This window comes from Kribbella flavida DSM 17836, from assembly GCF_000024345.1.
GTDB classification, from domain to species: domain Bacteria; phylum Actinomycetota; class Actinomycetes; order Propionibacteriales; family Kribbellaceae; genus Kribbella; species Kribbella flavida.
Genome location: NC_013729.1, coordinates 5,891,981 through 5,916,232, shown reverse-complemented (window position 1 = coordinate 5,916,232; position 24,252 = coordinate 5,891,981). Strand labels below are relative to the sequence as shown.

Sequence of the window (24,252 nt, the reverse complement as noted above, 5' to 3'; positions counted from 1 at the left end):
CTGTGAGCCTCTCCCGGCTCGCCTTGCTGGTCAGTACCGCGCTGATCGGCATCGGCCTGCCCCTGCCCGCCGCAGCCGCTCCGGCTCCGGCCACTCCCCGCGAGGATTCGCCGTCGGCGATCAGCTGGCTGGAGCGTGCCGCCGCCGCGCCGGACCACGTCTCGTACCACGGCACGCAGATCATCACGTCCTGGGGACCGCACGGCTCCAGCTCCGCGATGCTGGACATCGTGCACGCCGCGTCCCAGGGCTCGGAAATCAGCGTCGTCGGCTCGACCTCACCGGACGCCAAGTCGTTCGTGCAGCGCGCCAGTGACGGTGAGAGGCCGACGGTCGACGGCGGACCGCTCGCACTGCTCAAGGCGACGTACGAGCTGGTCTACCGGTGCTGCACGGACACCATCGGCCGAGCTGCGGTGCTGATCGACGCGCTGCGCGCCGACGGGACGCTGGCGGCGCGGTTCTGGATCGACAAGGCGACCGGGCTGCTGCTGCAGCGGCAGCTGTTCGGTGCCGACGGCAAGGCGCTGGTCCGGGCCACGGTGTTCACCGACCTGAAGATCGACAACGGCGAGTTCCTCGGGCACCTGCCGCCGATGCTGCCCGGTGGGGTGGAGCCGGTGGGACTCGGTGGGGTGGAGGGGCTTCGGTCGCAGGGGTGGACCTGTGCCACCGCGCTGCCGGCCTCGCTCCAGCTGTACGACGTGCACCAGGACAAGGCCGGGGGAGCACTGCAGTTCTCGTACTCCGACGGCCTGTTCAACGTGTCGCTGTTCCAGCAGCGCGGCACACTCGACCCGGCCGCCGTCGCGGGCTTCGCGACGACCGGGACACCGGGCGTGCACGTGCGGTACGGCATCCCCTCGTACGCCGTGTGGTCGTCGGGCGGCATCGTCTACACGGTGGTCGGCGACCTGCCACCGGACCTGCTCGCCCAGGTGGTCGATGCGTTCCCGCACGAGCAGCCGGCCAGGGTCTCGGCGGTTCAGCGGATGGGTACCGGGCTGGCCCGGATGGCGGCCTGGCTCACTCCAATGAGTGCGCTCTCGTGGAAGCTGGGATAATCAACTCTGTGGCGGTACTTCCGCGGTGACCCCGCGGCGGCCGCCACCACGAGACAACGACGACGTGAGGCGGGGCACCGTGAGCTGGGACGACGCCGAGCCGACAGTACGGACGCCGCGGGACCCGGCGGATCCGGAGCCCACCCGCGAGCTGCCCGCCGACCGGCCGGTCGCGGGGCCGGTGGTTCCGCCCGCCGCGCCCGAGGACGCGGCGTCCGGGTACTCCGCTGCCCAGCAGAGCGACCCCGGGTACGCCGGTGCTCAGCAGAGCGACGCGGGGTACGCCGGCGCCCAGCAGAGCGACCCGGGCGCCCAGCAGAGCAACCCGGCCGTGTCGGCGCTGACACCACCGCCCTCGCAGGCCGGGAGCGCGCCGCTGGCGGCTCCGGGCGGCGCAGCGGCGTACCGGCAGTCCGAGCGGTCCATGACGCAGCGCAGCTTCGGCCGGCCCGAGCAGGTCGAGCCCGGTTTCCGCCCGGTGTACCAGGGGCAGGCCTGGCCGACCCAGCAGCCGGGCTACGTCCCGCCACCGCCGATCGACTGGCACCAGCAGCAGGCCCGCGCCTACACGCCGGCGCCGCCGCCGAAGGGCAGCCGGGTGATCCTGATCGCCGGCATCGTCGCGCTGGTGATCGGCCTGATCGCCGGCGCCGGCGCAGCCGCCACCGTGGTCGCGCTCGACGGGCGCGGCCCGATCGACGAGCCGGCCGGCCCGCCGATCGGCACCGGGGCCGACCCGAAGATCCGCAGCGGCTCGGTCTCGGCGGTCGCCCAGACGCTGCTGCCGAGCGTGGTCCAGCTCAAGGTCGAGGGCGCCGACAACAGCAACGGGACCGGCTCCGGCTTCGTGATCGACACCGACGGCCACATCCTGACCAACAACCACGTGGTCTCGGCCGCCGCCCAGGGCGGGTCGATCCAGGTGGTCACCCAGCAGGGCAAGACCGCGACCGCCCGGCTGGTCGGCCGCTCCCCGGCGTACGACCTGGCCGTGGTGCAGGTGTCCGGCATCGACGCCCCGTCGGTGCAGTTCGGCCGGTCCGACCTGGCGATCGTCGGCCAGGACGTGGTCGCGATCGGTTCCCCGCTCGGGCTGGCCGGCACCGTCACCTCCGGCATCGTCTCGGCCAAGAACCGGCCGGTGACGGCCGGCGGCGAGGGCGAGATCTCCTACATCAACGCGCTGCAGACCGACGCCGCGATCAACCCGGGCAACTCCGGCGGCCCGCTGGTCGACATGAACGCCCGGGTGATCGGGGTGAACTCCGCGATCGCCACCGTGCGCGGCGCCGAGGAGGGCAGCAGCGGCAACATCGGCCTGGGGTTCGCGATCCCGATCGACCAGGCCCGGCGGACCGCGCAACAGCTGATCGCGACCGGCAAGGCGTCGTACCCGGTGATCGGGGCGAACGTGGACATGCGGTTCGAGGGCGGTGCCCGGGTCAGCGAGGTGACCGCCGGGTCCCCGGCCGCCCGGGCCGGTCTGCGCACCGGCGACGTGGTCACCTCGATCGACAACCAGACCGTCGACACCGCCGAGGCGCTGATCGTCGCGATCCGCACCCACCGCCCCGGCGAGAGCGTCCGGCTGGTCTACCAACGCGCCGGCAAGGCCCGTCAGGCGACCGTCACGCTCGGCCAGCAGACCGGCTGACCGTACGCCGTCCAGGCGGGTTCGTGACCAACCCTTGACCCGGCAGGCGCAGTCACCGAAGCCCGGCCCAGGGCATGTCTGCAGGGAACCACCAGACATGCCCTAGGCTGTGCCCGGACGTCCATCCGAGGCGGAGAAGGTGGGGACATGTTCGGCATCGGGCCGCTCGAGCTGGTGGTGATCGCCATCGTCGCCGTGCTGCTTTTCGGGCCCGACCGGCTGCCGGAGTTCGCGCGCACGGCCGGACGCCTGCTGCGGCAGGTCCGGCAGATGGTGAACAACGCGCAGAACGACCTGCGCACCGAGCTGGGCCCGGAGTTCGCCGACCTCGACGTCCGCGACCTGAACCCGCGCAGCTTCGTCCGCAAGCACCTGCTCGAGGGCATGGACGACGACCTCGACGACGACAAGCCGGTCTCCTCGTCGATGGACCTGATGGGCGGCACGCAGCGTCTCCCGGCCGGCCAGCGGGCGCCGTACGACCCCGAGTCGACCTGATCGGCAGCCGCCGCGGTCCCGCCAGACGAGACCTGTTGATCGAGCCGCCGGCGACGACGTCTAGGCTGGGCGCGCGATGAAGACGTTTGAGGAACTGTTCGCCGAGCTGGGCGAGAAGGCGCTGACCCGGCCGGAGGGATCCGGCACCGTGGCCGCGCTGGACGCCGGCGTGCACACGATCGGCAAGAAGCTGGTCGAGGAGGCCGCCGAGTCCTGGATGGCCGCCGAGCACGAGGGCAAGGACCGGGCCGCGGAGGAGCTGAGCCAGCTGCTCTACCACGCGCAGGTGATGATGCACGCGCTCGGCCTGAGCCTCGACGACGTGTACCGACATCTGTAGGAGTCACTGCGGATCACCGGGACCACATCTTCAGAAAGGCCGTCTGCCATGCTGCGCGTCGCAGTACCGAACAAGGGCTCGCTGAGCGAGGCCGCCACCGCCATCCTGATCGAGGCCGGCTACAAGCAGCGCCGGACCACCAAGGACCTGTCGCTGACCGACCCGGACAACGGGGTCGAGTTCTACTACCTGCGCCCGCGGGACATCGCCGTGTACGTCGGTGAGGGCACGCTGGACGTCGGCATCTCCGGCCGCGACCTGGTGCTGGACTCGCACGCCGACGCCGACACGATCATCGAGCTGGGCTTCGGCGGCTCGACCTTCCGGTTCGCCGGCCGGCCCGGCGTCGCCGACTCGGTGAAGGACCTGGCCGGCAAGCGGATCGCCACCTCGTTCGCCGGGATCCTGTCCGACCACCTGGCCGAGCACGGCGTCGAGGCGTCCGTGGTGAAGCTGGACGGCGCGGTCGAGTCCGCGGTCCAGCTGGGCGTTGCCGACGTGATCGCCGACGTGGTGGAAACCGGTACGACGCTGCGCCAGGCGGGGCTCGAGGTGTTCGGCGAGCCGATCCTGACCTCGGAGGCGGTGCTGATCAAGCGGCACGGTGTCGAGCAGCCGGCCGGCCTCGAGCAGCTGGTCCGCCGGCTGCAGGGTGTCCTGGTCGCGCGCAACTACGTGATGATGGACTACGACATCCGCGCCGAGGCGGTGGAGGCCGCCAACGCGGTCGCCCCCGGCCTGGAGTCGCCGACGGTGTCGCCGCTGCACCGGGAAGGCTGGGTCGCCGTCCGCGTGATGGTGCTCCGGTCCGAGGCGCAGAACATCATGGACCAGCTCTGGGACGTCGGCGCCCGGGCGATCCTGACCACCGACATCCACGCCTGCCGGATCTGAGCTCGCATGGCCACCCCGGAGACCCTCGTGACCGCTGCCACCGACCGCCCCTCGCTGTGGACGTTCCACCCGCGGATCGTGGCCGCGGTGACGGCGGCGATGGCGGCCTCGATGCTGGCGATCTTCGGGGTGATCTGGTTCCGGCTGCCGGACGAGTCGCGGGCCACCTTCACGCTGTTCCAGCGGCTCACCCTGCTGGCCTTCTTCGGCACCGTGCTCTACCTGCTCTACCGGATGGCGACGGTCCGGGTGACGGCGTACGCCGACGGGCTGCGGGTCCGCAACGTGTTCAGGTCCTACGACTACCCGTGGACCGCGGTGAAGGTGCTGCGGTTCAAGCCGGGTGACCCGTGGCTGCAGCTGTTCGACGCCGACGGCAACCGGCTCGGCATCCTCGCGGTGCAGGCCTCGGAGGGTGATCGCGCGACGGCGGCGGCCAAGCAGCTCGCCGCCATCGCCCGGGCGCACGGCGCGGGCTCGACCCCGGCCCTGTAGCGCCGGTCGGACCGGGACCGGTCAGACACTGACCCGGAACGTCGTGCTGTGCTCGTCGCCGGGCGCCAGCACGACCAGGTTCTCGCCAGTGACGAAGCTGTCCGGGGGGCAGGTCATCGGCTCCACGGCCAGGCCGATCCGGCCGAGCGCGCCGCCGGTGTAGAGCTGCACCCAGGGGGTGTCGCCGCTGAGTACCGCCCGGCTCCCGCTGTCCGGGTCGGTCAGCGTGACCATCCAGTTGTCCGGCAGCCCGGTGAACGCGTTGTCGATCTCGAGGTCCTCGATCCGCCGCCGGCTGCCGAAGTCGAACGCCGAGCCGTCGACCGGCCGCAGGCCCATCGGCGTCATCCGGTCCGGCGTCACCTCCAGCCAGCGCTCGGCGGCGAACTCCAGCTCGCACTCGTCCAGCTTCCGCCCGACCGTCAGGTACGGGTGCGTGCCGTACCCGTACGGCGCGTCGCTGCTGCCCACGTTCTTCGCCGCGGCGGTGACGGTCAGCCCGGTCTCCGCGTCCAGCCGATAGGTCAGGGTCAGGTCCAGCTGGTGCGGGTAGCCCGGCTGGCCGTGCAACCGGTACGTCACCTCGACCAGCGACTCGTCGAGGCCGTCGTCGACGCGGGCCCAGTTCGCCCACCGGGTCAGGCCGTGGATCGCGTTGGACCGGGTCGGCTCGGTCAGCGGCAGCTGCTGGTCGGTGCCCTGGAAGGTGTACTTGCCGTCGGTGATCCGGTTCGGCCAGGGGAACAGGTGCTGGCCGATGCCGGCGTGCGCCGCCTCGTGCTCGGCGTACCCGAGCAGGACGTCGCGGTCGCCGTACGCGAGACCGCGCAGGCCGCCGCCGACGCTCACCACGGTGCCGGCGTACTCGCCCGCGCGAATGGTCCACTGCTCCCCGGATGGCAAGACGCTCATGCCCCCATCCTTACCCACCCCGTACACGCCGGTGCGGTCAGGAGGCGGCCGAGTCGTGGTCGAAGTGCACGGACTTGGTGACGAGCTCGGTCTCCGGCGCGTGCTCGACGGCCGGGTTGCCGTCGACGATCACGTGCGCCCGGTCCCGGGTGCGCTGGCCGGCGAAGTGGTCGCGCTCCCAGCGCATCCAGTCCAGCCAGCGGTCCCGCAGCGCCTCGCCGTCGCGCTCGATGCCGCGGCCCAGCCGGACGTCGTTGCTGGTCTCGACCCAGATCCGCAGCGACTGCCAGCCGGCGGCGTCGCGGTCGCAGGAGGTGACCCCCTCGACGATCAGCAGGTCCAGGGTGGTCGGTACGACGTGCAGCTCGGCGTACGCGTTCAGGCCCCAGTCGTAGCGGCGGTAGCGGCCCTCCCGGCCGTCGGCCATCCGCTGCAGCACGTGGTCGCGCAGCAGGCCGAAACCGCGGACGGCGCCGTCCCAGCCGTCGTACAGGTCGTCCATGTGCAGGACCTGGCAGCGCAGGCCGCGCGCCTCCGCACGCGCGGCGAACCGGGTGGCCAGGGTGGTCTTGCCGGAGCCGGCGGGTCCGTCGATGCCGATCAGCCGGGTCCGGCCGAGCCGGGCGGGTCCGGCCTGGACGTGGTCGAGCAGGCTGTCGACGGTCAGAACGGTCGGCGTCTCAGTTGATTCCATGGCGTTTCAGGATGTCCTCGATCTCGTCGAACTCCGACGACTCCTGCTGGCTCGCCTTGGCGCCCTTCGGCGCCTTGGCGGGCTTCGCGGCAGGGGCGGAGGCCGAGGCGGGGGCCGGTCCGGTGCTGGTCAGTTCACCGGGGGCGGCCGCGGGCTTCGTCCTGGCTGGCTTCTCCGGGCTCCGGCGGCCCTTGGCGACACCGGACACGACGTACAGCACGACCGAGACGCCGAACAGCGCCACGCCGGCCCACACGGTGGGGGAGAAGATCAGGTGCGTGATCCAGCTGCTGGCGGACCGCACCACGTCCCAGAGCAGCTCCAGCAGCCCGGTCAGGTACAGGGAGACCGGGAGCAACGACCAGGCCACGCCGCGGGTACCGGCGGCCAGCCCGCGGCGGCGCCAGGCGGCCCACGAGGCGATCAGGCCGAGCAGGGTGAGTCCCACACAGAACGGCAGCAGCGTCAGATCATTGAAGTCAGGCACATCTCCAGGCTCGCACAGGTGCCGCTGGAACCAAGCCGGGTACAGCCCTGACGCCACCCTGAAACCCTGGTCCGGGGACAATGAACCCGTGCAGCCAGAACGCCGCTTGGCCTTGACCGGGTTCGACAACGACGACGGGTCCGCCGATCCCGCGCTGAGCCGCGCGCTGGCCGAGCAGGACCAGGGAGCGATCCTGCACGCGCTGACCACCGCGCGGCTGCTCGTCCCGGTGGTGGCGATGCTCGGTGAGGTCGAGTACGACGAGCAGGGGCTGGCGCACGACAAGACCTCGGACATGGCGGTCGCGCTGCTGCAGGGCCAGGACGGCCGCAACGCCCTGCTCGCCTTCACCAGTACCGTGAGCCTCGCTCGCTGGAGTCCGGAGGCGCGCCCGATGCCGGCCCGGACGAAGCTGGTCGCGACTGCCGCGGTCCAGGAGGGCGCCGCCGCGATCGTGCTGGACGTCGCCGGTCCGGCCCGGGGTGTGATCGAGACCGACGACCTGCACCGGCTGGCCGCCGGTCTCCAGGTCGTTCGCCTGGAAGACGGCGGCTACGGGTGGGTCCAGCCCACGGTCTGACGTAGCGTCCGGGTGCTCACCCGCCGGGTCACGCGCCGGGTGAGGCCACGGCGTCGATCGGCTTGCCGCGCATCGCCAGCCGGCTGGTCACCGCTGTCGTGGGCAGGACCAGCAACAGGACGACCGCGATCCAGCCGAGCAGGATCCAAAGCGGCCCGGACGGGATCGGCCAGCCCCGGGTGGCCACGGCTATCGGCAGCACGCTGAAGGCCGCTGCGGCCACCCCGAGGGCGACGCCCATCCCGGCGATCACCAGGTGCTCCAGGTAGAGCATCCGGGCAACCTGGCGCCGGGTCGCCCCGGTGAGCCGCTGCAGGCCGAACTCCCGGCGCCGGTCCAGCACCGCCACCGCGATCGTGTTGATCGAGGCGATTGCGGTGTAGGCGATCGCGATCGCCGCGAGCAGGTACGCGATCCACGCGTCGAAGCCGAGGCCCGCGTCGTGCGCCTGCCCGAGCCGGTCGCGGTCACCGGCCGACACCCCCGGCCACTTCCCGAAGTTCAGCGTGCGCAGGACCTGCGCCGGCTCCGACGTCCGCAGCAGGACCTGACTGGGCAGCCCGGACGTGGTGTGCGCGGCGAGCAGCGCGGACGGCAGCAGGATCGACTCGTAGCCGGACGTGCCCTCCACCAGCGCGACGATCCGCAGCTTCACCAGCGCGTCGTCGCCCAGCCGCAGCCCGATCGAGTCGCCGACCCCCAGCTTCAGGTTGTCAGCGGCCCCCGGTGGCAGGGCGACCGTCTCGCCGGTCAGGTCGTCGAGCGAGCCTGCTGTCACCTTGCCGGTGTAGACAGGGCCGTTCAGCCCGAGCAGGGGCCACGGATCGCTCGTGTGCGAGCCGTCGTACGGCTGCTCGATCCAGCCCTTGCTCCGAACCAGCTCCGCGGCCGCCGACACCCCCTCGGTACGCCGGACCTCGTCGTACAGGCCGGCCGGAATCCCACCCGACGTGCTGGTGACCACCACGTCGGCGGCCAGGTTGTCGGTGTACGCCTCGACCGCCGCCTTCTGCTGCGTGGTCTGTGCGTAGATGTTGCCCAGCGCGATCGCCGACGCGAGCATGATCGGCACCAGGATGGCGGCGAACTGGACAGCCCGGACGTGCAGGTTGATCGCGGCCAGCGTCCCGCCGGTGCCACGGCGTTCCAGGAACGCGGTGATCCGCGGGGTGAGCAGCGCGCGGACCACGGCCGGCCCCAGCACGGCGACCGCGATCGAGCCGGTGAGCACCGCCGGCCCGCCGATCGCCGCCGCGTTGGCCGGACTCATGAACGCCGTCGAGACCGCGGATCCGACGGTCGCGACCGCGAAGACCGCGCCCAGCACCAGGCGGACCCGGCCGATCACCACCGGCGGTACGGCGGCCTCGGCGAGCGCCTGGATCGGCTGGATCCGGGCCGCTCGTCCGGCGGCGACTCCGACCGCGGCGCGCAGGATCACCAGCGTCAGCAGCAGCGAGCCGGCGAACGGCAGCGGTCCCTGGGTGAAATGCAGCGCCGACGGCACGATCCCGCTGCCGGCGAGCAGCTCGAAGATCCACTGCCCGGCGGTCCGGCCGAGCAGCAGCCCGAGCACCAGGCCGGCGGTACCGACGAGCATCGTCTCGACGACCACCATCCCGCGTACCTGGGCCGGAGTCGCCCCACTGGCGCGCAGCAGGGCCAGCTCCCGGCGCCGTTGCCGGACCGACAGGCCGATCGTGGCGGACACGACGAGAGCCATCACCACCGCCACCATGCCGCCGAAGACGCCGGACAGGATGATCAGCGGCAGGCTCGTCGCGATCCCGGCGAACTCCGCCGCGCCCCGGTCGTCGCCGGTGAACGCGACCACCCCGGCCGGCAGGTCCAGCCGTTCAGCCAGCTCCTTCGGGGGGACTCCGGGGGCCGGGAAGACGCCGTACGCGTCGACCTTCCCAGGCCGTGGCGACAGTTCGCGCGCCTGGGCGTCGGCGAAGAAGATCGAGGGGTTGTCGACGCCCGCACCAACTCTCGCGCCGTCCGCTCCGGTCGCGCCGCCCGCGCGGCCGTCCGTTCCGCCGCTGCCGCTGCTGCCGCCGTTGCCGGAGGCGGGCTCGGCGACGGCGACGCCGGCGAGCGCGAAGTCCGCGGGCGTTCCGTTGACGACCACGCGCACCGTCGAGCCAACCCGCGCTTCACCGGCCAGCCGCTCGTCGAGCACGACCTGTCCAGCTGCGGGTGGCCTGCCCGCGACCAACCGGTACGGCGTCAACGCCGCCGAGGACCAACCGTGCCCGGCCGACGTGTGCCGGCCCGAGACCTGGTTCTGCTCGTCCCCGCGCTCGGCCTGGGCGCCGGTGGTCGGGGCCATCACCGCCGGGAACGTGAGGTCGGGCACCACCACCGCCGCGTCCGGCGTCCGGGCGAGGCGGTCGGCGAGGGAGGCGTCGACGGCGTGCCGTTCGGGGTACGCCACCGAGCCGCTCCCGTTCGGTGGGTGGTACGCCGGCCGCCCGGTCACCACGATCGGCGCGGCGGCCAGTCGCTGCGGCGCGGCGTCGAGCCGCAGACCCGTTTCGAGCAGACCGCCGGCGGCGGCCATCAGCGAACTGCCGAGCAGCACCGCGACGAAGACGGCCAGGAAGGCTGCCGCCCGGAACCGCAGCCCGGCGAGCGCGAGCCGCATCATCGCGCCGCTCCGGTGCCGTCGGTTGCCGGCGGCACCGAAAAGCGGAACGACCGTCGCAGCGCCTCGGGCGACGCGGCCCGCGCCGCGGGTGACGGCGCCCCGGCCGCGGGGGAGCTGGACCGTGCGGGGCGGGAGAGCAGGGCGAGCTCGGAGGCGATTCGGTCGGCGGTCGGGGTGGGCCGCTCGGAGACGATCCGGCCGTCCACCAGGAAGACGACGCGGTCGGCGTACGAGGCGGCGACGGGGTCGTGGGTGACCATGACGACGGTCTGGCCGGCGATGCGAGACTGGTCGCGGAGCAGGGTGAGGACTTCGAGCGCCGTCTGGGTGTCGAGCGCGCCCGTGGGTTCGTCGGCGAAGGTGATCGCGGCCCGGACGGCCAGCGCGCGGGCGATGGCGACCCGCTGCTGCTGGCCGCCGGAGAGTCCACCCGGCCGGTGCCCGGACCGCTCGTCGAGACCGACCCGGCGGATCACCTCGGCGACCCACGCCTGGTCGGGCGTCTGCCCGGCCAGCGTCAGCGGCAGGACCACGTTCTGCCGGACCGTCAGCGCGGGCATCAGGTTGAACGCCTGGAAGACGAACGCGACGTGCCGGCGCCGGAGCTCGGTGAGCGCGGTCTCGCCGAGCCCGCGCAACGGCGTACCGGCCAGCAGCACCTCGCCGGTGCTGGGCTCGTCCAGTCCGGCGGCACAGTGCAGCAGCGTGCTCTTGCCGGAGCCGGACGGGCCCATCACCGCGGTGAACGACGCTTCGGCGAACCTGTGGCTGACCCCGTCGAGCGCGGTCACGGCTCCGGCTCCGGTGCCGTAGACCTTGCGGACGTCGGTCAGCTGGACAGGGGCGGTCATCAGATCGCCTGCAGGGAGGACTTGCGGTGGTACGACTCGTGGGTCCACCACAGGATCCCGACGCCGGTGCCCAGCGCCAGGTCCGACCAGAGCCACCACGGCCCGTCGAAGTGGCCGAAGACCGCCAGCCCCAGCCAGACGGCGAACTGGGTGCTGCACACCACCAGCCAGCCGACGGTCACGCTGCGCAGCGCCAGCGTCAGCCCGGTCGGCGGAACCGCGTCGGGCAGGCCGTCGAAGACCCGGCGCAGCTCGCCGCGGGTGTGAACGAGGCCGACCAGGTCGTGCCGGTCGGTCGCCTGCTGCGGGGACAGGCCACCGAGCCGTACGGCGCTGTCGAGCTTGGCGTGCGCAGCCCGCTTGTCGGCTTCGGTGAGCTGCAGCTCGTCGGGATCCAGCAGCGGTCCGAGGGTGGCGATGATCGCGTTCATGAGGAACTCCTTGGGTGCGAGCGAACAACCTGACAAGAAATAGCGTAGGTCCTGAACAGTTTTTCGGCCGAGGGGTTTGTCCCCAGGTCCGAAGTGGTGCTGGCACCCCTCTTCCGGCATCCATCGCCGGCCGCCGCCCGCAGTGCGGAAGGATGGTGGCATGAGTGATGACCGCGCCGAGCTGCCGCCGGGACTCGCCCTGTCCTGGGGCGTGCTGCCGGTCCAGCGGCGTGGGCCGAAACCGGGGCTGAGCGTCGAGCAGATCGTGGCCACCGGTATCGAGTTCGGCGATCGCCATGGCTTCGAGGCGATCTCGCTGCAGAAGATCGCGGCGCGCCTCGGCGTCACCACCAACGCCATGTACCGCTATGTGAGCTCGAAGGACGAGCTGCTCGTCCTGGTCCGGGATGCCGCGTGGGGGCCGCCGCCGGCACTGGGTGACGGCGACTGGCGCGACCGCGCGACGGCCTGGGTCAAGGCCCAGGTCGACCGGTACGCCGAACGCCCGTGGCTGCTGGACATGCCGATCCGTGGGGCACCCATCACGCCGAACCTGCTCAGGTGGGCCGAGGTGCTGCTTCAGGCGCTGGACGCCATCGGGCTGAGTCACCACGACAATCTGGGATGCGTGCTGCTGCTGGACGGTTACGTCCGCGGCCAGGCGTCCCTGACCCGGCAGATTCAGGCGAGTGACTCCGTGCAGGTGCAGGCCGAGCATGTCGGCGCGTTCCTGGCCCCGCGACTGGCGGCCGGCGACTATCCGATGCTGACCGAGCTCTTCACGAACCAGGAGTACGGGGACGAGGTCGACGACGACCTGGAGTTCGGCCTGCACCGCATCCTCGACGGCATCCAGGTCCTCGTCGACTCCCGCTGACACGCCTTGAGTTCCACTGAAACCATTTTTGCTGGAAACCTGGCGGCATGAGCTTGTTACCACTCAAACGCCAGACGCTGGAATCCACTGCGCCCGAAGCGGCCGAGCGCGAGTCGGCTCGGCCCGGGCTCAAGCGCTATCTCACGGTGGCCGTCCTGATCAGAGGCGCCAACGACGGGGCGATGGTGGGCGTGGTGCTGCTGGCCGTGGTGACCGGCGCCGGCGCGGCGGCGGGTGGGCTGCTGGCCGCGGCGCTGATCGTGCCGCACCTCGTCGGGCCGTGGATCGGGCGGATCCTCGACCGCGTCCGGGACAAGCGCCGGATCCTCGCGCTCGGGTTCACCGTGTACGCCGGCGCTCTGCTGATCGCCGCGGTTCTGCTGGGCCGCGCGCCGTTCGTGCTCGCGCTCGGGGCCGCGTTGCTGGCCGGTTCGGCGGGTCCGTTGCTGGGCGGTGGGCTGAGCAGCCGGCTCAGCACCCGGCGGGAGCTCGCCCTGGACAGCGCGACCTGGGGCGTCGCAACGACCGCGGGACCGGCCGCGGCCGCGGTGCTGGCGACGCTGATCGGCCCGCGCGGCGCGCTCGGCTGCCTCGGCGCCACGGCCCTGGCCGCCGGACTTCTGGTCCTGACGCTGCCCGCCGAGGCACGCCGGCACGAGACTCCGGTCCGAACGCCTCGCGGCGCGCTGCTGAAGGCTTTCACCAAGACCCCGGACCTGCGCCGCGTCGCCCTGTGCTTCGTGCTGGCCGGCTTGGGGACCGGCACCTTCCCAGTCCTCGTTCCACTGTTGAGCGCTGACCTCGGTCGTCAGGCGGCGGACGGCGGGCTGCTGCTCTCGGCGTACGGCTTCGGGAGCCTGGTCGGGGCGCTGCTGATCGCGATCCGCCCGTTGCCGGGCCGCCCGCTCGACCGTGCCGCGATCTGCTTGGTCGTGATGGCCGCCGCCGCGGCCGCCGCGGCACTCGGACCGGCGTACCTGATGGCGTTGCTCGCCTTCGGCGTGATCGGCCTCGCGAACGGGCCGTTTCTCGCCGCCGTGATGGAGGCCTGCCGGCAGGCCGCGCCCGAGGAGCTGCGGGCGCAGGTTTTCGTCACCACGGCGAGCCTCAAGATCGGCGGAGCGGCCCTGGCCGGTGCGCTGGCCGGAGTCGCCGGCGGCAGCGGCCGGCTCGCCTTGGCGATGGCGGCCGGCGCGTTCCTGCTCGCCGCGGTCGCCGATCGCGTGCTGGTCAGGAAGGCAGGCTGATCCGGACCGGCCCGTGGGCGCGCGCGGCGACCCACTCCCGGTGGAAGTCGCTGCCCGGGGCGATCTGCGCCCGGCGATCGAGCTCGGTCCGCAGGTTCACCGGCGCCGTCAGCGTGGTCGCCGCCGCGGGGTGCACCCCGCCCGAGCGAATCTCGGCGATCACCTCGGCGAGCGCGGCGGCGGCCGGCTTGCGCTGATGGTCGATGGTGAACAGCCCGAGGTCGTACTCCCGGTCCGGGAAGTCGAGCAGCCGCCGGTCGATGTCGTGCGACGACCACCAGGTGATGCCCCACAGAGCCGGGTTGTGCACGACCTGCTCGACCGTACGCCGGGTGAACTCCGCCTGCAGCTCCACCGGGATGTCCGGCCCCGGTACGCCGATCTCCTGCAGCCAGACGGGGCGCGCCGGGTCCACCGACGTCGCCGCGGCCAGCTCGACCAGGTAGTCGGCGTGCGTCAGCGTCGCCGGACCGAGCGGTCCGTCCACTCGAGAGACCCCGTTGAAAACCCACGAGTGGACGGTGCTCAGCTCACCCAGGTCGACCACGTCGACGGGGCTGAACGGGTGGTCCGGCCGGTACCAGGCGTCGTCGAAGATCGAGTGCAGGGCGAGCACGTCCGGCGCGGCCTTCTTCACCGTGGTCAGCAGTTCCTGCGCCCAGGCGGTCGAGGTCGCGGGAGTCGTCGAGCTGTCCGGCCAGAGGTTGTTGACCTCGTTGCCGAGCGTGATCGCGAAGACGTTCGGCCGGCTGGACACCGCGCCCGCCACCGCCGCGCAGTACGCCGTGAGCCCGGCGCGCACGGTCGAGTCCTCGAAGAGGCTGGCCTTGTGCCAGGTCAGCGCCCACGACGGCAGGAAGTCGAAGCTGGACAGGTGGCCCTGGACCAGGTCGACCGCAACGGTCAGGCCGTGCTCGGCCGCGGCGTCGATCGTGTCGAGCAGGTCGTCGACCGCGCGCTGCCGGATGATCGCGCGGTTCGGCTGGATCCACGGCCAGACCGGGAAGACCCGCACGTGGTCGAGCCCGAGCCCGGCCAGGTCGGCGAGGTCGCGGCGGACGGCGTCCCCGTCGTAGTCCAGCCAGCTGTAGAACCAGCCGGACGACGGCACGTAGTTCGCCCCGAACCGGGGCGTGGCGGGATCCGAGAGCATGCTGAGGATGCTAAATCGGTTTAGGGATCCGAGCAACTGAGCCGGCTCACGCGGGCGGGGCGGTGGACTCCCGCACGGTCAGCACCGGGTCCGCGGTGCGGCGGTTGACCACCGTGGTGGGGTCGGCGACCACCTCCAGCAGCACCTCGGCCGCCTGCCGGCCGAAGTCGAAGGTGTCCCGCGACAGCGCGGTCAGCGCCGGGTGCATCAGCTGGGTCAGGATCGAGTCGTCGAAGGCCACGATCGACAGCTCGCCGGGCACCGCGACGCCCATCTCCATCGCCACCCCCAGTCCGGCCACCGCCATCACGTCGCTGTCGTAGACGATCGCGGTCGGCCGGACCGCCTGGGAGAGCAGCTTGCGGGTGGTCGCGGCGCCCTCGGCGTCGCTGAAGTCGGTCGGCAGCGACGGCGCGTCGACCAGCCCGAGCCGGGGGGCGGCGTCGCGCACCGCCCGGATCCGGCGCTGGGTGTGCTGGAAGTTCGGCGTGCCGGCGACGTGCGCGATCCGCCGGTGGCCGAGCGCGGCCAGGTACTCCACGATCGCCAGCATCGCGTCCCGGTCGTCGGCCCAGACCGACGGCAGCGCGCCCTTGCCGCCCCGGCCGCCGATCACCACGGCCGGCAGCTCCAGCGCCTTGAGCGCCTCCACCCGCGGGTCCTTCACGGTCAGGTCGACCAGGATCACGCCGTCCACCCGGTGCTCCGAGGTCCACCGGCGGTAGACCTCGATCTCGGCCTCGGTGTTCTCCACGATCAGCAGCTGCAGCGAGATCGAGTGCGCGGACAGACCGGACTGCAGCCCGGAGAGCAGGTGCGCGAAGAACGGCTCGACGCCGAGCGTGCGGGCCGGCCGGGCGATCACCAGGCCGACCGAGTCGACCCGGGAGGCGCCCAGTGCCCGGGCCGCGCTGTGCGGCCGCCAGCTCATCTGCTCGGCGATCGCCAGGATCCGGGCCCGAGTCGCCTCGCTCACGCCCGGCCGCCCGTTCAGCGCGAACGAGACGGCGCCCTTGGACACGCCGGCCCGGTCGGCGATGTCGGCGATCGTCGGTCTGGCCATCGGCCACCTCCTGCTCGGTCCCCACCCTTGACAGCGGATTCTACGATGTGGATAGTGCAGGAGCTATACCGGTTTATCACTCCCAGGAGATTCCCCATGCGTAGTCGTCGCTTGACCGGGGTGGCAGCTCTTGCCGTCGCGGCCCTCACCCTGGCCGGCTGTGGTCTCGGCTCGTCCGACGAGACGGCCGCCGGCGCCCAGCCGACGGTCGATGCCAACGCCGAGGTGACCGGCGAGGTCAGCTTCCAGACCTGGGCGCTGAAGCCGAAGTTCACCGCGTACGTCGAGGGCGTGATCAAGGCCTTCGAGGCCAAGTACCCGGGCACCGAGGTGACCTGGCTGGACCAGCCGGGCGACGGGTACGACAAGAAGGTGCTCAGCCAGGCGTCGGCCGGTCAGCTGCCCGACGTCACCAACCTGCCGCCGGAGTTCGCGCTGCCGCTGGCCAAGCAGAACCTGCTGCTCGACGTCGCCGCCGCCGACCCGGCGGTGGCGACCGACTACGTCGAGGGCGGCGTCACGGCGTACCAGTACCAGGGGCTGACCGGCACCTTCGGCTACCCGTGGTACCTCAACACCGACATCTCCTACTGGAACTCGGCGAAGTTCGCGGCCGTCGGCCTGGACGCGAAGAACCCGCCGAAGACCTTCGACGAACTGCTGGCCGCGGCCAAGGTGATGCACGACAAGTCCGGCGGCCGCGAGTACCTGATGAGCCGGCTGCCCGGCATCGGCGACCTCACCAACGCAGGCGTGAAGATCCTCAGCGACGACGGCAAGAAGTTCACCTTCAACACCCCCGAGGCCGTCGCGCTGCTGGACAAGTACCGCGACGCGTACCAGGCCGGCTACCTGCCGCGCGACATCCTGACCCAGGAGTACCTGGGCAACTCCAAGCTCTTCACCCAGAGCAAGGTGGCCTGGACGACCGGCGGCGGCAACGCGATCGCCGACTTCCAGAAGGACAACCCGTCGCTGAAGGGCAAGGTCGTGCCGTCGCCGGCGCTGGACACTCCGCCGCTGTACGTGCAGGGGCTGTCGGTCTCGGCGAAGAGCAAGAACCAGGCGGCCGCGATCGCGCTGGCCAAGTTCGTCACCAACGCCGAGAACCAGGCCGCGTTCGCCAAGATCGTGAACATCTTCCCCAGCACCAAGGCCTCGGCGAACGACCCGTACTTCTCGAAGAGCGACGGTACGCCGACCAGCGACGCCAAGGTGCTCGCGTTCGAGTCGCTGGCCAAGGCGAAGTCGCTGCAGCCGGCCGTGATCAGCGGCGCCACCAACGACTTCATCAACCAGCAGATCTCGCTGGCGATCGCCGGCAAGGTCAGCTCCCAGCAGGCCCTGGACGCCGCGGTGGCCAAGGCCGACCAGCTGCTGGCCCAGTAACGCGATGCGCTACCACCGGTGGTTCTCTCCCTGGGTGCTGGTCGTGCCGGCACTCACCTGGTTGCTGGTGTTCAACCTGTGGCCGTCGATCAACACCGTCATCCTGTCCTTCACCAACGCCAAGCCGATCGGCGGCGGCACGTTCGTCGGGCTGAAGAACTTCGAGGCCCTGCTGCATGACGAGCAGCTGCGCTACGCGTTGCTGAACAGCGTGATCTACATGGTGGTCTGCCTGCCGTTCCTGACCATCGTGCCGTTGGCGCTGGCGGTGCTGGTGGAGAAGAAGCTGCCCGGCATCACGTTCTTCCGGACCGCCTTCTACACCCCGGTGGTGGCCTCCGCGGTGGTCGTCGCGCTGATCTGGCAGTGGATCCTGGACGACCGCGGACTGGTCAACGGGCTGGCCGAGAAGCTGGGCTTCATCTCCGGTCCGCTGCCGTTCCTCAGCGACCAGTGGCTGCTGCTGTTCAGCGCGATCAGCCTGACCGTGTGGAAGGGGCTCGGCTACTACATGATCATCTACCTGGCCGCGCTCGGGAACGTCGGCCGTGAGCTGCACGAGGCGGCCGCCGTCGACGGGGCGAGCGCGTTCCGGCGGTTCACCAACATCACCATTCCCGGCGTCCGCGGCACGATGATCCTGGTCTCCATCCTGATCTCGGTGTCGGCTTTGCGGGTGTTCTCCGAGCTGTACATCCTCAGCGGCGGCAACGGCGGTCCCGGCGGCCGCGACTCCTCCGTGGTGATGCTGATCCAGCAGTACAGCCAGGGCTTCGAGGGCAACCTCGGCTACGCCTCCGCGCTGTCGATCGTGCTGTTCTTCGTCACAGTGGTCCCGATGCTGGCCCTGGCCCGTATGAACCGGAAGGCGGCGGACGCATGAGTCTTGTAACAGATCCCGTCCGGCCCGTCGCCGTACCGGACGAGCCCGGTACGCCGCCGCGTCGGCGCCGGCGGGCGTCGTTCGGCTTCAACACGATGTCGACGACCGAGAAGGTGGTCCGCTACGTCCTGCTGGTGTTCGTGCTGCTGATCACCATCGGGCCGTTCCTGTGGCAGCTGTCCACGTCGCTGAAGGGGTCCGGGGAGGACATCTACACCCGGATCCCGCGGCTGCTGCCGTCGCAGCCGACGCTGGACCACTACGGCGCGGTGGCCGACACCATCCCGGTCTGGGACTACGCCCGGAACTCGCTGATGGTCGCCGTGCTGGTGGTCGGGGGCAACCTGATCGGCTCGGCGCTGGCCGGGTTCGCGCTGTCGCGGCTGCAGTTCAAGGGCCGCAAGCTGGTGCTCGGGCTGTTCCTGGCCACGCTCGTGCTGCCCGGCGAGGTGACGATCATCAGCCAGTACGTGACCGTGCGGGAGTTCGGCCTGGCGAACACGCTGTTCGGGGTCGCGCTGCCCGGCATGATCGGTGCGCTGAACGTGCTGCTGATGTACAACGCGTTCCGCTCGCTGCCGGTCGAGGTCGACCAGGCCGCGGTCGTGGACGGCGCGAACGTCTGGCAGCGGTTCGTGTACATCGGCCTGCCGAGTGTGCGCGGCACCCTCAGCGTGGTGGCGATCTTCGCCTTCATCGGAGCCTGGGACGACTTCCTCTGGCCGCTGATCGTGCTCACCGACCCGGACAAGTACACCCTGACCGTCGGGCTGCAGTACCTGTCCGGCACCTTCACCAACAACCCCCGGCTGATCGCCGCGGGCACGATGATCGCGTTCATCCCGATCGTGATCGTGTTCGCGACGTTGCAGCGGTTCTTCTTCAAAGGCGTGGAGGAGGGCGCCGTCAAAGGCTAGAAGAGCACTTGTTCGACCATCCCATCCGCCCCGTGCCCTGCGCCAGCTCTCCGCACACTGTCTCCGGCGCACGGAGAACTGGCGCAGGACACACAGGTGTGGTTCGAAGGAGCACAAAATGTTGCGCAGAGCAATGATCATGGCCGCGGCCGCGGTGCTCGGTGCGGGCGTCGTGACGGCGCCCGCCGAGGCGGCGCAGACCCGGACGGCGGCCGACACCAAGCGGGTTGTCGTCTACTACCAGACGCAGTACCTGAACAACGTGTACGTGTCGCCGAAGCCGCTGGTGGACAACAACACCGGCGTCACCGACGTGCTGGTGGGGGCGATCCACCTCAACAGCGACGGCAGCACCCACGTCAACGACCACCCGCCGTCGGACCCGCGGTACACCCAGATGTGGGCCGACCTGGCCGCGATGCAGGCCCGGGGCGTCCGGGTGTCCGCGTTCGTCGGCGGCGCCGCGCAGGGCACGTTCCAGCGGCTCGACACCGACTTCGCGACGTATTACCCGAAGCTGAAGAACCTGGTCACGACGTACGGGCTGGACGGGCTGGACCTGGACGTCGAGGAGAACATGTCGCAGGCCGGGATCAACCGGCTGATCGACCAGCTGACCACCGACTTCGGCACCGACTTCGTGATCACGCTGGCGCCGGTCGCGACCGCGCTGAGCGGCGGTGGCAACCTCAGCGGCTTCAACTACGAGACGCTGGAGCGGGAGCGCGGGGCGAAGATCGACTGGTACAACGCGCAGTTCTACTGCGGCTGGGGCTCGATGGCCAGCACCACCGGGTACGACAACATCATCAACCGCGGCGTCTTCCCGCCGCACAAGGTGGTCACCGGCGTGGTCACCAACTCCGCGAACTGCGGCGGCTACGTGCCGCTGCCGACGCTGAAGAACACCCTGGCCCAGCTCGTCGCGAAGTACCCGACCTTCGGTGGCGTGGACGGCTGGGAGTACTTCAACTCCGACCCGGGCGGCACCGCGGCGCCGTGGCAGTGGGCCCGGGAGATGACCTCGGCGATGTCCGGCGGCGCCGGCGGCCCGGCCAACCTCGCGCTGAACAAGGCCGCCACGGGGTCGGCCGCGTGCACCAGCACCGAAGGCCCGGCCAAGGCGGTCAACGGCAGCGTCTCCGGTGGCACCGCAGACAAGTTCTGCACGCTCGCCGCGTCCAAGTGGCTGCGGGTGGACCTCGGTTCGGCCCAGACCCTGGGCAGCGTGGAGATCTCGCACGCCGCGGCCGGAGGTGAGTCCGCGGCGTACAACACCCGCGCCTTCACGGTGCAGACGTCCGGCGACGGATCCACCTGGACCACCCGCGCCACTGTCACCGCCAACACGGCCGCGGTCACCACGCATGCCCTGTCCGGTGTGTCGGCCCGCTACGTCCGGCTGAACATCACCACGCCCACCCAAGGCGCCGACCCGGCCGCTCGCATCTACGAGCTGAAGGTCTTCGCCTGATCAGGTCCGAAGCTGACCAGCCCTCCCGGGCCGGCAGCTGACACACTCCTGAGCGGCCCCGCCACTCCCGCCGGCTGGGCCGCTCAGGCTTGGGGTCGCAGACCCAGCTGGGCCAGGACAGCGTCGATCGTCGCGATGAGCTCGTCGAGCTCGTGCCCGGCCCGTTCCCGCACCTCGAGCCCGAGCAGGGTGGTGAACAACAGTCCGGCGGTGGCCGGCACGTCGAGGCCGGCGGGGAACTCTCCGGTCGCGACCCCACGCCGCAGCAGCGTGGTCAACGCTTCCCGGGTCACGGCAAAGGCGGCATCCGTCCGCTGCCGAACGTCCGCGTGCGCCGTGCCGAGCTCGGTGGCGGTGTTGACCACGAAGCAGCCGCGCGCGTTCTTCTCCCGCACCATCCAGACCATCCAGTCCCGCAGGACCTCGGGCGTCGGGCCGGCGGCCGCCAGCCGTCGCTCCGCCTCGGCGGACTCCGTCTGCCGGTAGTGGTCCAGCGCGCGCAGGAACAGGGCGTGCTTGTCGGTGAACGTCCGGTACAGGCTGCTCGGCCGCAGTTCGAGCTCGCTGCCGAGATCGCGCACCGAGGTCGCGTGGTAGCCGCGCCGCCAGAACAGCCTGGTCGCCCGCTCCACCACGTCGTCTTCGTCGAACTGCCGGGGTCGTGCCACGGCATCACCGTACCAGTGTTGTGGAGCGATCGATCCCGTACTAGGGTGGCGAGCTGTTCGGTAACGATCGCTCCCAAACTTGACGGAGACAGAGATGACGACAGTCCGAGGGCACGTCGAGGCCCGGGTCAACTGGCTACCGGTGTGGGCGGTGACCGCAGGCACCTTTCTGCTGGTCACGGCCGAACAGCTGCCGATCGGTCTGCTCACTGGGGTCGGCGACTCGCTGTCGGTCTCGGAGGGAACGGCCGGACTGCTGGTGACCGTGCCGAGCCTCGTCGCCGCGATCGCCGCTCCCGTGGTTCCGTTGCTGATCGGCACGCTGGATCGCAGGCTGCTGCTGGCCGGGTTGATGGCCCTGATGACGGCCGCGAACGTGGTCTCGGCCCTCGCGCCGAACTACCCGGTGCTGATCGGCTCGCGCTTCCTGGTCGGGGTCGCGGTCGGCGGCTTCTGGGCGGTCGCGGGTGGCCTGGCCGTCCGGCTGGTCCCACCGGCGCACGTCGCGCGGGCGACGGCCGTGGTCTTCGGGGGAGTCGGCGCGGCGAACGTTCTCGGCGTACCGATCGGGGCCCTGCTCGGCACCTGGGCCGGTTGGCGGGTCGCGTTCGCGGCGCTGGGCGCGCTCGCCCTGGTGACCTTCGTGGTCCTGCTGGCGGTACTGCCGCCGCTCAGCGCGGCACAGCCGGTCCGCCTGCGCGAGCTCGCCGGACAGCTGGCGAACCGCGGTGTGCGAATCGGTATCGTCGCGACCCTCCTCGTCGTCACCGGGCACTTCTGCGCCTATACGTTCATGAGCCCGGTTCTGCAGGACATCAGCGGTGTCGACGAGCGGTTCATCGGTGCGTTGCTGTTCGGGTTCGGCGCCGCCGGCATCATCGGCAACTTCGTCGCCGGCGCCCTGCTGCCGCGCAGCCTGTACCGGACGGTGGCCGGCATCGTTGCGGCGCTCGCGGTGGTACTGCTCGTCTTCCCGGTGGCGGGCGGCCGTCCGGCCACCGGGATCGGTCTGCTGGTCGCCTGGGGTCTGGCGTACGGCGGCGTGTCCGTCAGTCTGCAGAGCTGGATGATGAGGGTGGCTCCGCGGTCGGTCGAGGCCGCGACGGCCTTGTGGGTCGCGACCTTCAACCTGGCCATCGGTCTCGGCGCGCTCGGTGGCGCGGTCGTCATCGACACGCTGCCGCTGCGCGGTGTGCTGCTCGGCGCGGGCGGATTGCTGCTGCTGGCCGGCTGCGCCGTCCTGGCTGCCCGCCGTACGCCGGCCCTGCGCTGACCTCGGCCAGTGTGCGCCGGCGCGGACAGGGGTCAGCCGCGGCGGGGGGCGCTGGGGTGGACCTCGCCGGTGTACTTCTCGCCCGGGCCCTGGCCCGGCTCGTCCGGGATCGTGGAGGCTTCCTTGAAGGCGAGCTGCAGCGAGCGCAGACCGTCGCGCAGCGGAGCGGCGTGGTGGTGGCCGAGGCTGGCGGCGGAGGCGTCCAGCAGGCCGGCCAAGGCGTCGATGAGCGAGCGGGCCTCGTCCAGGTCCTGGTGCTCGGGCAGGTCCTCGGCGAGGCCGAGGTTGACGGCCGCCGCGCTCATCAGGTGCAGGGCGGCGGTCGAGATGATCTCCACGCTCGGGACCTCGGCGATGTCCCGGGAAACCGTCGACATCGGGTCCACCCGGGCCTGCTCTCCGGCGGTGTCGGCGGGCGGTGCGGAGGCGGAATCGGTCGGAGTGGAGACTGGGTCGCTCATGCTGCTACTCTTGCATGGCGACCGACCAGGTCCGACGGTGACCCCTGAGCGGAATACTCGAGGGACACCAGCGGTTCAGGTCCAAGCGGAGGGCCACCTCCCACCCAGTCGATGAACAGTCGGCGGGTCCCGGTCACGTCGAGGTAGCCCGGTTTCACCGCCGGACCACCACGGCGATCGTACGGCGTACCGTTCCCGTTCGCGGGTTGGTGTTCCGTCGATCTGGGAATTGGGCCTTCGTGCGGACGCACGAGGGCCTTTTGCCGTTTCCGGCGAGAAGGCCCCGGCGGCCGCGAGGTGGCACCAGTAACGAACAACCCAGGAGGACCCATCACCATTGAACTGCGCGTCAACGAGCGCATCCGCGTTCCCGAGGTGCGTCTGGTCGGACCGAACGGTGAGCAGGTAGGCATCGTCCGGATCGAGGACGCACTGCGGTTGGCACAGGAAGCCGATCTCGACCTGGTCGAGGTTGCGGCCACGGCACGCCCGCCGGTCTGCAAGCTGATGGATTTCGGCAAGTACAAGTACGAGACCGCGCAGAAGGCGCGCGAGTCTCGCCGGAACCAGACCAACACCGTCATCAAAGAGATGAAGCTGCGGCCGAAGATCGACCCGCACGACTACGAGACCAAGAAGGGTCACGTCGTCCGCTTCCTCCGTGCCGGTGACAAGGTGAAGATCACGATCATGTTCCGTGGTCGCGAGCAGTCCCGCCCCGAGCTGGGGTTCCGGCTGCTGCAGCGGCTGGCCGAGGACGTCAGCGAGCTCGGCTTCGTCGAGTCCTCGCCGCGTCAGGACGGCCGCAACATGATCATGGTGCTCGGGCCGCACAAGAAGAAGTCCGAAGCGCGCGTGGACGTGGAAGCCGAGAAGGCCAAGAAGCTTGCCGAGCACGAAGCCGAGCAAGAGGCCGAGCGCCTCGAGCGGGCCGAGCAGCTCAAGCAGTTCGAGGCCGAGAGGGCCGCCGGGGCCACCAAGAAGCCGAAGGGTCCGGCCGACAACCTCGACCCGGAGTGATCCGTCGCTCCGGCCGTCAAGGCCGGAGCCGGGCTCCCGATCGAGTCGACGAAAGAAACGAGAGAACACAGCCATGCCGAAGATGAAGACCCACTCGGGGATGAAGAAGCGCGTCCGGATCACGGGCTCGGGCAAGATCCGCCGCGAGCAGACCGGTATCCGCCACCTCGCGGAGGCGAAGTCGTCCAAGCGCAAGCGTCGCCTGTCCGGCACCGTCGAGGTCGCACCGTCGTACGTCAAGAAGGCCAAGAAGCTCCTCGGCATCTGAGCCTCCTCC

Annotated in this window: 25 protein-coding genes and 1 pseudogene; 16 read left to right on the top strand and 10 right to left on the bottom strand. The window is 71.0% G+C overall.

Translation table 11 applies throughout. The features are described from left to right. Positions 1-2 precede the first annotated feature (2 nt). The 6 genes from KFLA_RS27175 (at position 3) to KFLA_RS27150 (ending at position 4,945) form a co-directional block, all read left to right on the top strand. On the top strand, positions 3-1,064 hold the full coding sequence (locus KFLA_RS27175; RefSeq protein WP_012923044.1) for a sigma-E factor regulatory protein RseB domain-containing protein: 1,062 nt from the start codon (positions 3-5) through the stop codon (positions 1,062-1,064). A gap of 64 nt (positions 1,065-1,128) precedes the next feature. Beyond that, positions 1,129-2,718: a S1C family serine protease gene (locus KFLA_RS27170; RefSeq protein WP_237706610.1), complete on the top strand. Its 1,590-nt coding sequence runs from the start codon at positions 1,129-1,131 to the stop codon at positions 2,716-2,718. Between the two features lie 147 nt (positions 2,719-2,865). Further along, positions 2,866-3,216 carry a sec-independent translocase gene (locus KFLA_RS27165; RefSeq protein WP_012923042.1) on the top strand — a complete coding sequence of 117 codons (351 nt, stop codon included), beginning with the start codon at positions 2,866-2,868 and terminating at the stop codon, positions 3,214-3,216. A gap of 76 nt (positions 3,217-3,292) precedes the next feature. Further along, entirely contained in the window at positions 3,293-3,556 is a 264-nt protein-coding gene (locus tag KFLA_RS27160; RefSeq protein WP_012923041.1) for a phosphoribosyl-ATP diphosphatase, read from the top strand. 48 nt (positions 3,557-3,604) lie between these two features. After that, positions 3,605-4,450: an ATP phosphoribosyltransferase gene (gene hisG, locus KFLA_RS27155; RefSeq protein ID WP_012923040.1), complete on the top strand. Its 846-nt coding sequence runs from the start codon at positions 3,605-3,607 to the stop codon at positions 4,448-4,450. A 27-nt stretch (positions 4,451-4,477) separates the two neighbouring features. Beyond that, positions 4,478-4,945, top strand: a complete 468-nt coding sequence (locus KFLA_RS27150) for a PH domain-containing protein (protein ID WP_237706609.1) — start codon at positions 4,478-4,480, stop codon at positions 4,943-4,945. Positions 4,946-4,966: 21 nt separating this feature from the next. Here KFLA_RS27150 and KFLA_RS27145 read toward each other — a convergent pair whose 3' ends face one another. The 3 genes from KFLA_RS27145 to KFLA_RS27135 are packed head-to-tail and all read right to left on the bottom strand — an operon-like array spanning position 4,967 to position 7,038. Continuing rightward, entirely contained in the window at positions 4,967-5,857 is an 891-nt protein-coding gene (locus KFLA_RS27145) for an aldose 1-epimerase family protein (RefSeq protein WP_012923038.1), read from the bottom strand. A gap of 37 nt (positions 5,858-5,894) precedes the next feature. Further along, complete coding sequence (locus tag KFLA_RS27140) at positions 5,895-6,551, bottom strand: uridine kinase family protein (protein ID WP_012923037.1); 657 nt, start codon at positions 6,549-6,551, stop codon at positions 5,895-5,897. Further along, entirely contained in the window at positions 6,538-7,038 is a 501-nt protein-coding gene (locus tag KFLA_RS27135; RefSeq protein ID WP_012923036.1) for a hypothetical protein, read from the bottom strand. Before KFLA_RS27135 ends, KFLA_RS27140 begins: the two co-directional genes overlap by 14 nt. An 88-nt stretch (positions 7,039-7,126) precedes the next feature. Between KFLA_RS27135 and KFLA_RS27130 the strand changes: the two genes are divergently transcribed. Further along, the gene (locus KFLA_RS27130) at positions 7,127-7,618 is read left to right on the top strand and encodes an SseB family protein (RefSeq protein ID WP_012923035.1); all 492 of its coding nucleotides are present in this window, start codon (positions 7,127-7,129) and stop codon (positions 7,616-7,618) included. 28 nt (positions 7,619-7,646) lie between these two features. Here KFLA_RS27130 and KFLA_RS27125 read toward each other — a convergent pair whose 3' ends face one another. The 3 genes from KFLA_RS27125 to KFLA_RS27115 are packed head-to-tail and all read right to left on the bottom strand — an operon-like array spanning position 7,647 to position 11,550. After that, on the bottom strand, positions 7,647-10,268 hold the full coding sequence (locus KFLA_RS27125) for an FtsX-like permease family protein (RefSeq protein ID WP_012923034.1): 2,622 nt from the start codon (positions 10,266-10,268) through the stop codon (positions 7,647-7,649). After that, on the bottom strand, positions 10,265-11,119 hold the full coding sequence (locus KFLA_RS27120) for an ABC transporter ATP-binding protein (protein ID WP_012923033.1): 855 nt from the start codon (positions 11,117-11,119) through the stop codon (positions 10,265-10,267). The genes KFLA_RS27125 and KFLA_RS27120 overlap by 4 nt, the downstream gene beginning before the upstream one ends. Next, positions 11,119-11,550 carry a DUF1707 domain-containing protein gene (locus tag KFLA_RS27115; protein WP_012923032.1) on the bottom strand — a complete coding sequence of 144 codons (432 nt, stop codon included), beginning with the start codon at positions 11,548-11,550 and terminating at the stop codon, positions 11,119-11,121. Before KFLA_RS27115 ends, KFLA_RS27120 begins: the two co-directional genes overlap by 1 nt. 160 nt (positions 11,551-11,710) lie before the next feature. On the opposite strand from KFLA_RS27115, the gene KFLA_RS27110 reads away from it, so the two are divergent. Together KFLA_RS27110 and KFLA_RS27105 are read left to right on the top strand one after the other, a co-directional pair. Continuing rightward, positions 11,711-12,427, top strand: a complete 717-nt coding sequence (locus tag KFLA_RS27110) for a TetR/AcrR family transcriptional regulator (RefSeq protein ID WP_012923031.1) — start codon at positions 11,711-11,713, stop codon at positions 12,425-12,427. A 47-nt stretch (positions 12,428-12,474) separates the two neighbouring features. Beyond that, entirely contained in the window at positions 12,475-13,674 is a 1,200-nt protein-coding gene (locus KFLA_RS27105) for an MFS transporter (RefSeq protein WP_012923030.1), read from the top strand. Here the strand turns inward: KFLA_RS27105 and KFLA_RS27100 are convergent. Both KFLA_RS27100 and KFLA_RS27095 read right to left on the bottom strand, forming a co-directional pair. Further along, positions 13,658-14,827, bottom strand: a complete 1,170-nt coding sequence (locus KFLA_RS27100; RefSeq protein ID WP_012923029.1) for a glycoside hydrolase 5 family protein — start codon at positions 14,825-14,827, stop codon at positions 13,658-13,660. The two genes, KFLA_RS27105 and KFLA_RS27100, sit on opposite strands and share 17 nt — an antisense overlap. Positions 14,828-14,873: 46 nt before the next feature. Then, the gene (locus KFLA_RS27095; RefSeq protein WP_012923028.1) at positions 14,874-15,890 is read right to left on the bottom strand and encodes a LacI family DNA-binding transcriptional regulator; all 1,017 of its coding nucleotides are present in this window, start codon (positions 15,888-15,890) and stop codon (positions 14,874-14,876) included. Between the two features lie 96 nt (positions 15,891-15,986). On the opposite strand from KFLA_RS27095, the gene KFLA_RS27090 reads away from it, so the two are divergent. From KFLA_RS27090 to KFLA_RS27075, 4 genes and pseudogenes are all read left to right on the top strand, one after another. Beyond that, positions 15,987-17,279, top strand: a complete 1,293-nt coding sequence (locus KFLA_RS27090; protein WP_012923027.1) for an ABC transporter substrate-binding protein — start codon at positions 15,987-15,989, stop codon at positions 17,277-17,279. 4 nt (positions 17,280-17,283) lie between these two features. Next, positions 17,284-18,223 (top strand): annotated as a pseudogene (locus tag KFLA_RS27085) (carbohydrate ABC transporter permease); the annotation flags it as partial. Beyond that, complete coding sequence (locus tag KFLA_RS27080) at positions 18,159-19,079, top strand: carbohydrate ABC transporter permease (RefSeq protein WP_012923025.1); 921 nt, start codon at positions 18,159-18,161, stop codon at positions 19,077-19,079. The pseudogene KFLA_RS27085 and the gene KFLA_RS27080, both read left to right, overlap by 65 nt. Positions 19,080-19,197: 118 nt before the next feature. After that, positions 19,198-20,553 carry a galactose-binding domain-containing protein gene (locus KFLA_RS27075; RefSeq protein WP_012923024.1) on the top strand — a complete coding sequence of 452 codons (1,356 nt, stop codon included), beginning with the start codon at positions 19,198-19,200 and terminating at the stop codon, positions 20,551-20,553. Positions 20,554-20,636: 83 nt separating this feature from the next. On the opposite strand, the gene KFLA_RS27070 is transcribed toward KFLA_RS27075, so the two are convergent. After that, a complete protein-coding gene (locus KFLA_RS27070) occupies positions 20,637-21,221 on the bottom strand; it encodes a TetR/AcrR family transcriptional regulator (RefSeq protein WP_012923023.1) in 585 nt (194 codons plus the stop codon). Positions 21,222-21,315: 94 nt separating this feature from the next. On the opposite strand from KFLA_RS27070, the gene KFLA_RS27065 reads away from it, so the two are divergent. Then, positions 21,316-22,494: an MFS transporter gene (locus KFLA_RS27065; protein WP_012923022.1), complete on the top strand. Its 1,179-nt coding sequence runs from the start codon at positions 21,316-21,318 to the stop codon at positions 22,492-22,494. A gap of 32 nt (positions 22,495-22,526) precedes the next feature. On the opposite strand, the gene KFLA_RS27060 is transcribed toward KFLA_RS27065, so the two are convergent. Further along, positions 22,527-22,955, bottom strand: coding sequence for a DUF1844 domain-containing protein (locus KFLA_RS27060; protein ID WP_012923021.1), 429 nt, complete (start codon positions 22,953-22,955; stop codon positions 22,527-22,529). Between the two features lie 297 nt (positions 22,956-23,252). On the opposite strand from KFLA_RS27060, the gene infC reads away from it, so the two are divergent. Together infC and rpmI are read left to right on the top strand one after the other, a co-directional pair. Next, a complete protein-coding gene (infC, locus tag KFLA_RS27055) occupies positions 23,253-23,975 on the top strand; it encodes a translation initiation factor IF-3 (protein WP_012923020.1) in 723 nt (240 codons plus the stop codon). A 73-nt stretch (positions 23,976-24,048) separates the two neighbouring features. Then, a complete protein-coding gene (gene rpmI / locus KFLA_RS27050) occupies positions 24,049-24,243 on the top strand; it encodes a 50S ribosomal protein L35 (protein WP_012923019.1) in 195 nt (64 codons plus the stop codon). Positions 24,244-24,252: the final 9 nt, after the last annotated feature.

Bases quoted from the DNA above. Each gene is read 5' to 3' on its own strand.
- KFLA_RS27165 (WP_012923042.1), top strand. From the start codon at position 2,866: ATGTTCGGCATCGGGCCGCTCGAGCTGGTGGTGATCGCCATCGTCGCC.
- KFLA_RS27160 (WP_012923041.1), top strand. From the start codon at position 3,293: ATGAAGACGTTTGAGGAACTGTTCGCCGAGCTGGGCGAGAAGGCGCTG.
- hisG (WP_012923040.1), top strand. From the start codon at position 3,605: ATGCTGCGCGTCGCAGTACCGAACAAGGGCTCGCTGAGCGAGGCCGCC.
- KFLA_RS27145 (WP_012923038.1), bottom strand. From the start codon at position 5,857: ATGAGCGTCTTGCCATCCGGGGAGCAGTGGACCATTCGCGCGGGCGAG.
- KFLA_RS27140 (WP_012923037.1), bottom strand. From the start codon at position 6,551: ATGGAATCAACTGAGACGCCGACCGTTCTGACCGTCGACAGCCTGCTC.
- KFLA_RS27125 (WP_012923034.1), bottom strand. From the start codon at position 10,268: ATGATGCGGCTCGCGCTCGCCGGGCTGCGGTTCCGGGCGGCAGCCTTC.
- KFLA_RS27120 (WP_012923033.1), bottom strand. From the start codon at position 11,119: ATGACCGCCCCTGTCCAGCTGACCGACGTCCGCAAGGTCTACGGCACC.
- KFLA_RS27115 (WP_012923032.1), bottom strand. From the start codon at position 11,550: ATGAACGCGATCATCGCCACCCTCGGACCGCTGCTGGATCCCGACGAG.
- KFLA_RS27110 (WP_012923031.1), top strand. From the start codon at position 11,711: ATGAGTGATGACCGCGCCGAGCTGCCGCCGGGACTCGCCCTGTCCTGG.
- KFLA_RS27105 (WP_012923030.1), top strand. From the start codon at position 12,475: ATGAGCTTGTTACCACTCAAACGCCAGACGCTGGAATCCACTGCGCCC.
- KFLA_RS27100 (WP_012923029.1), bottom strand. From the start codon at position 14,827: ATGCTCTCGGATCCCGCCACGCCCCGGTTCGGGGCGAACTACGTGCCG.
- KFLA_RS27095 (WP_012923028.1), bottom strand. From the start codon at position 15,890: ATGGCCAGACCGACGATCGCCGACATCGCCGACCGGGCCGGCGTGTCC.
- KFLA_RS27090 (WP_012923027.1), top strand. From the start codon at position 15,987: ATGCGTAGTCGTCGCTTGACCGGGGTGGCAGCTCTTGCCGTCGCGGCC.
- KFLA_RS27080 (WP_012923025.1), top strand. From the start codon at position 18,159: ATGAGTCTTGTAACAGATCCCGTCCGGCCCGTCGCCGTACCGGACGAG.
- KFLA_RS27075 (WP_012923024.1), top strand. From the start codon at position 19,198: ATGTTGCGCAGAGCAATGATCATGGCCGCGGCCGCGGTGCTCGGTGCG.
- KFLA_RS27065 (WP_012923022.1), top strand. From the start codon at position 21,316: ATGACGACAGTCCGAGGGCACGTCGAGGCCCGGGTCAACTGGCTACCG.
- KFLA_RS27060 (WP_012923021.1), bottom strand. From the start codon at position 22,955: ATGAGCGACCCAGTCTCCACTCCGACCGATTCCGCCTCCGCACCGCCC.
- rpmI (WP_012923019.1), top strand. From the start codon at position 24,049: ATGCCGAAGATGAAGACCCACTCGGGGATGAAGAAGCGCGTCCGGATC.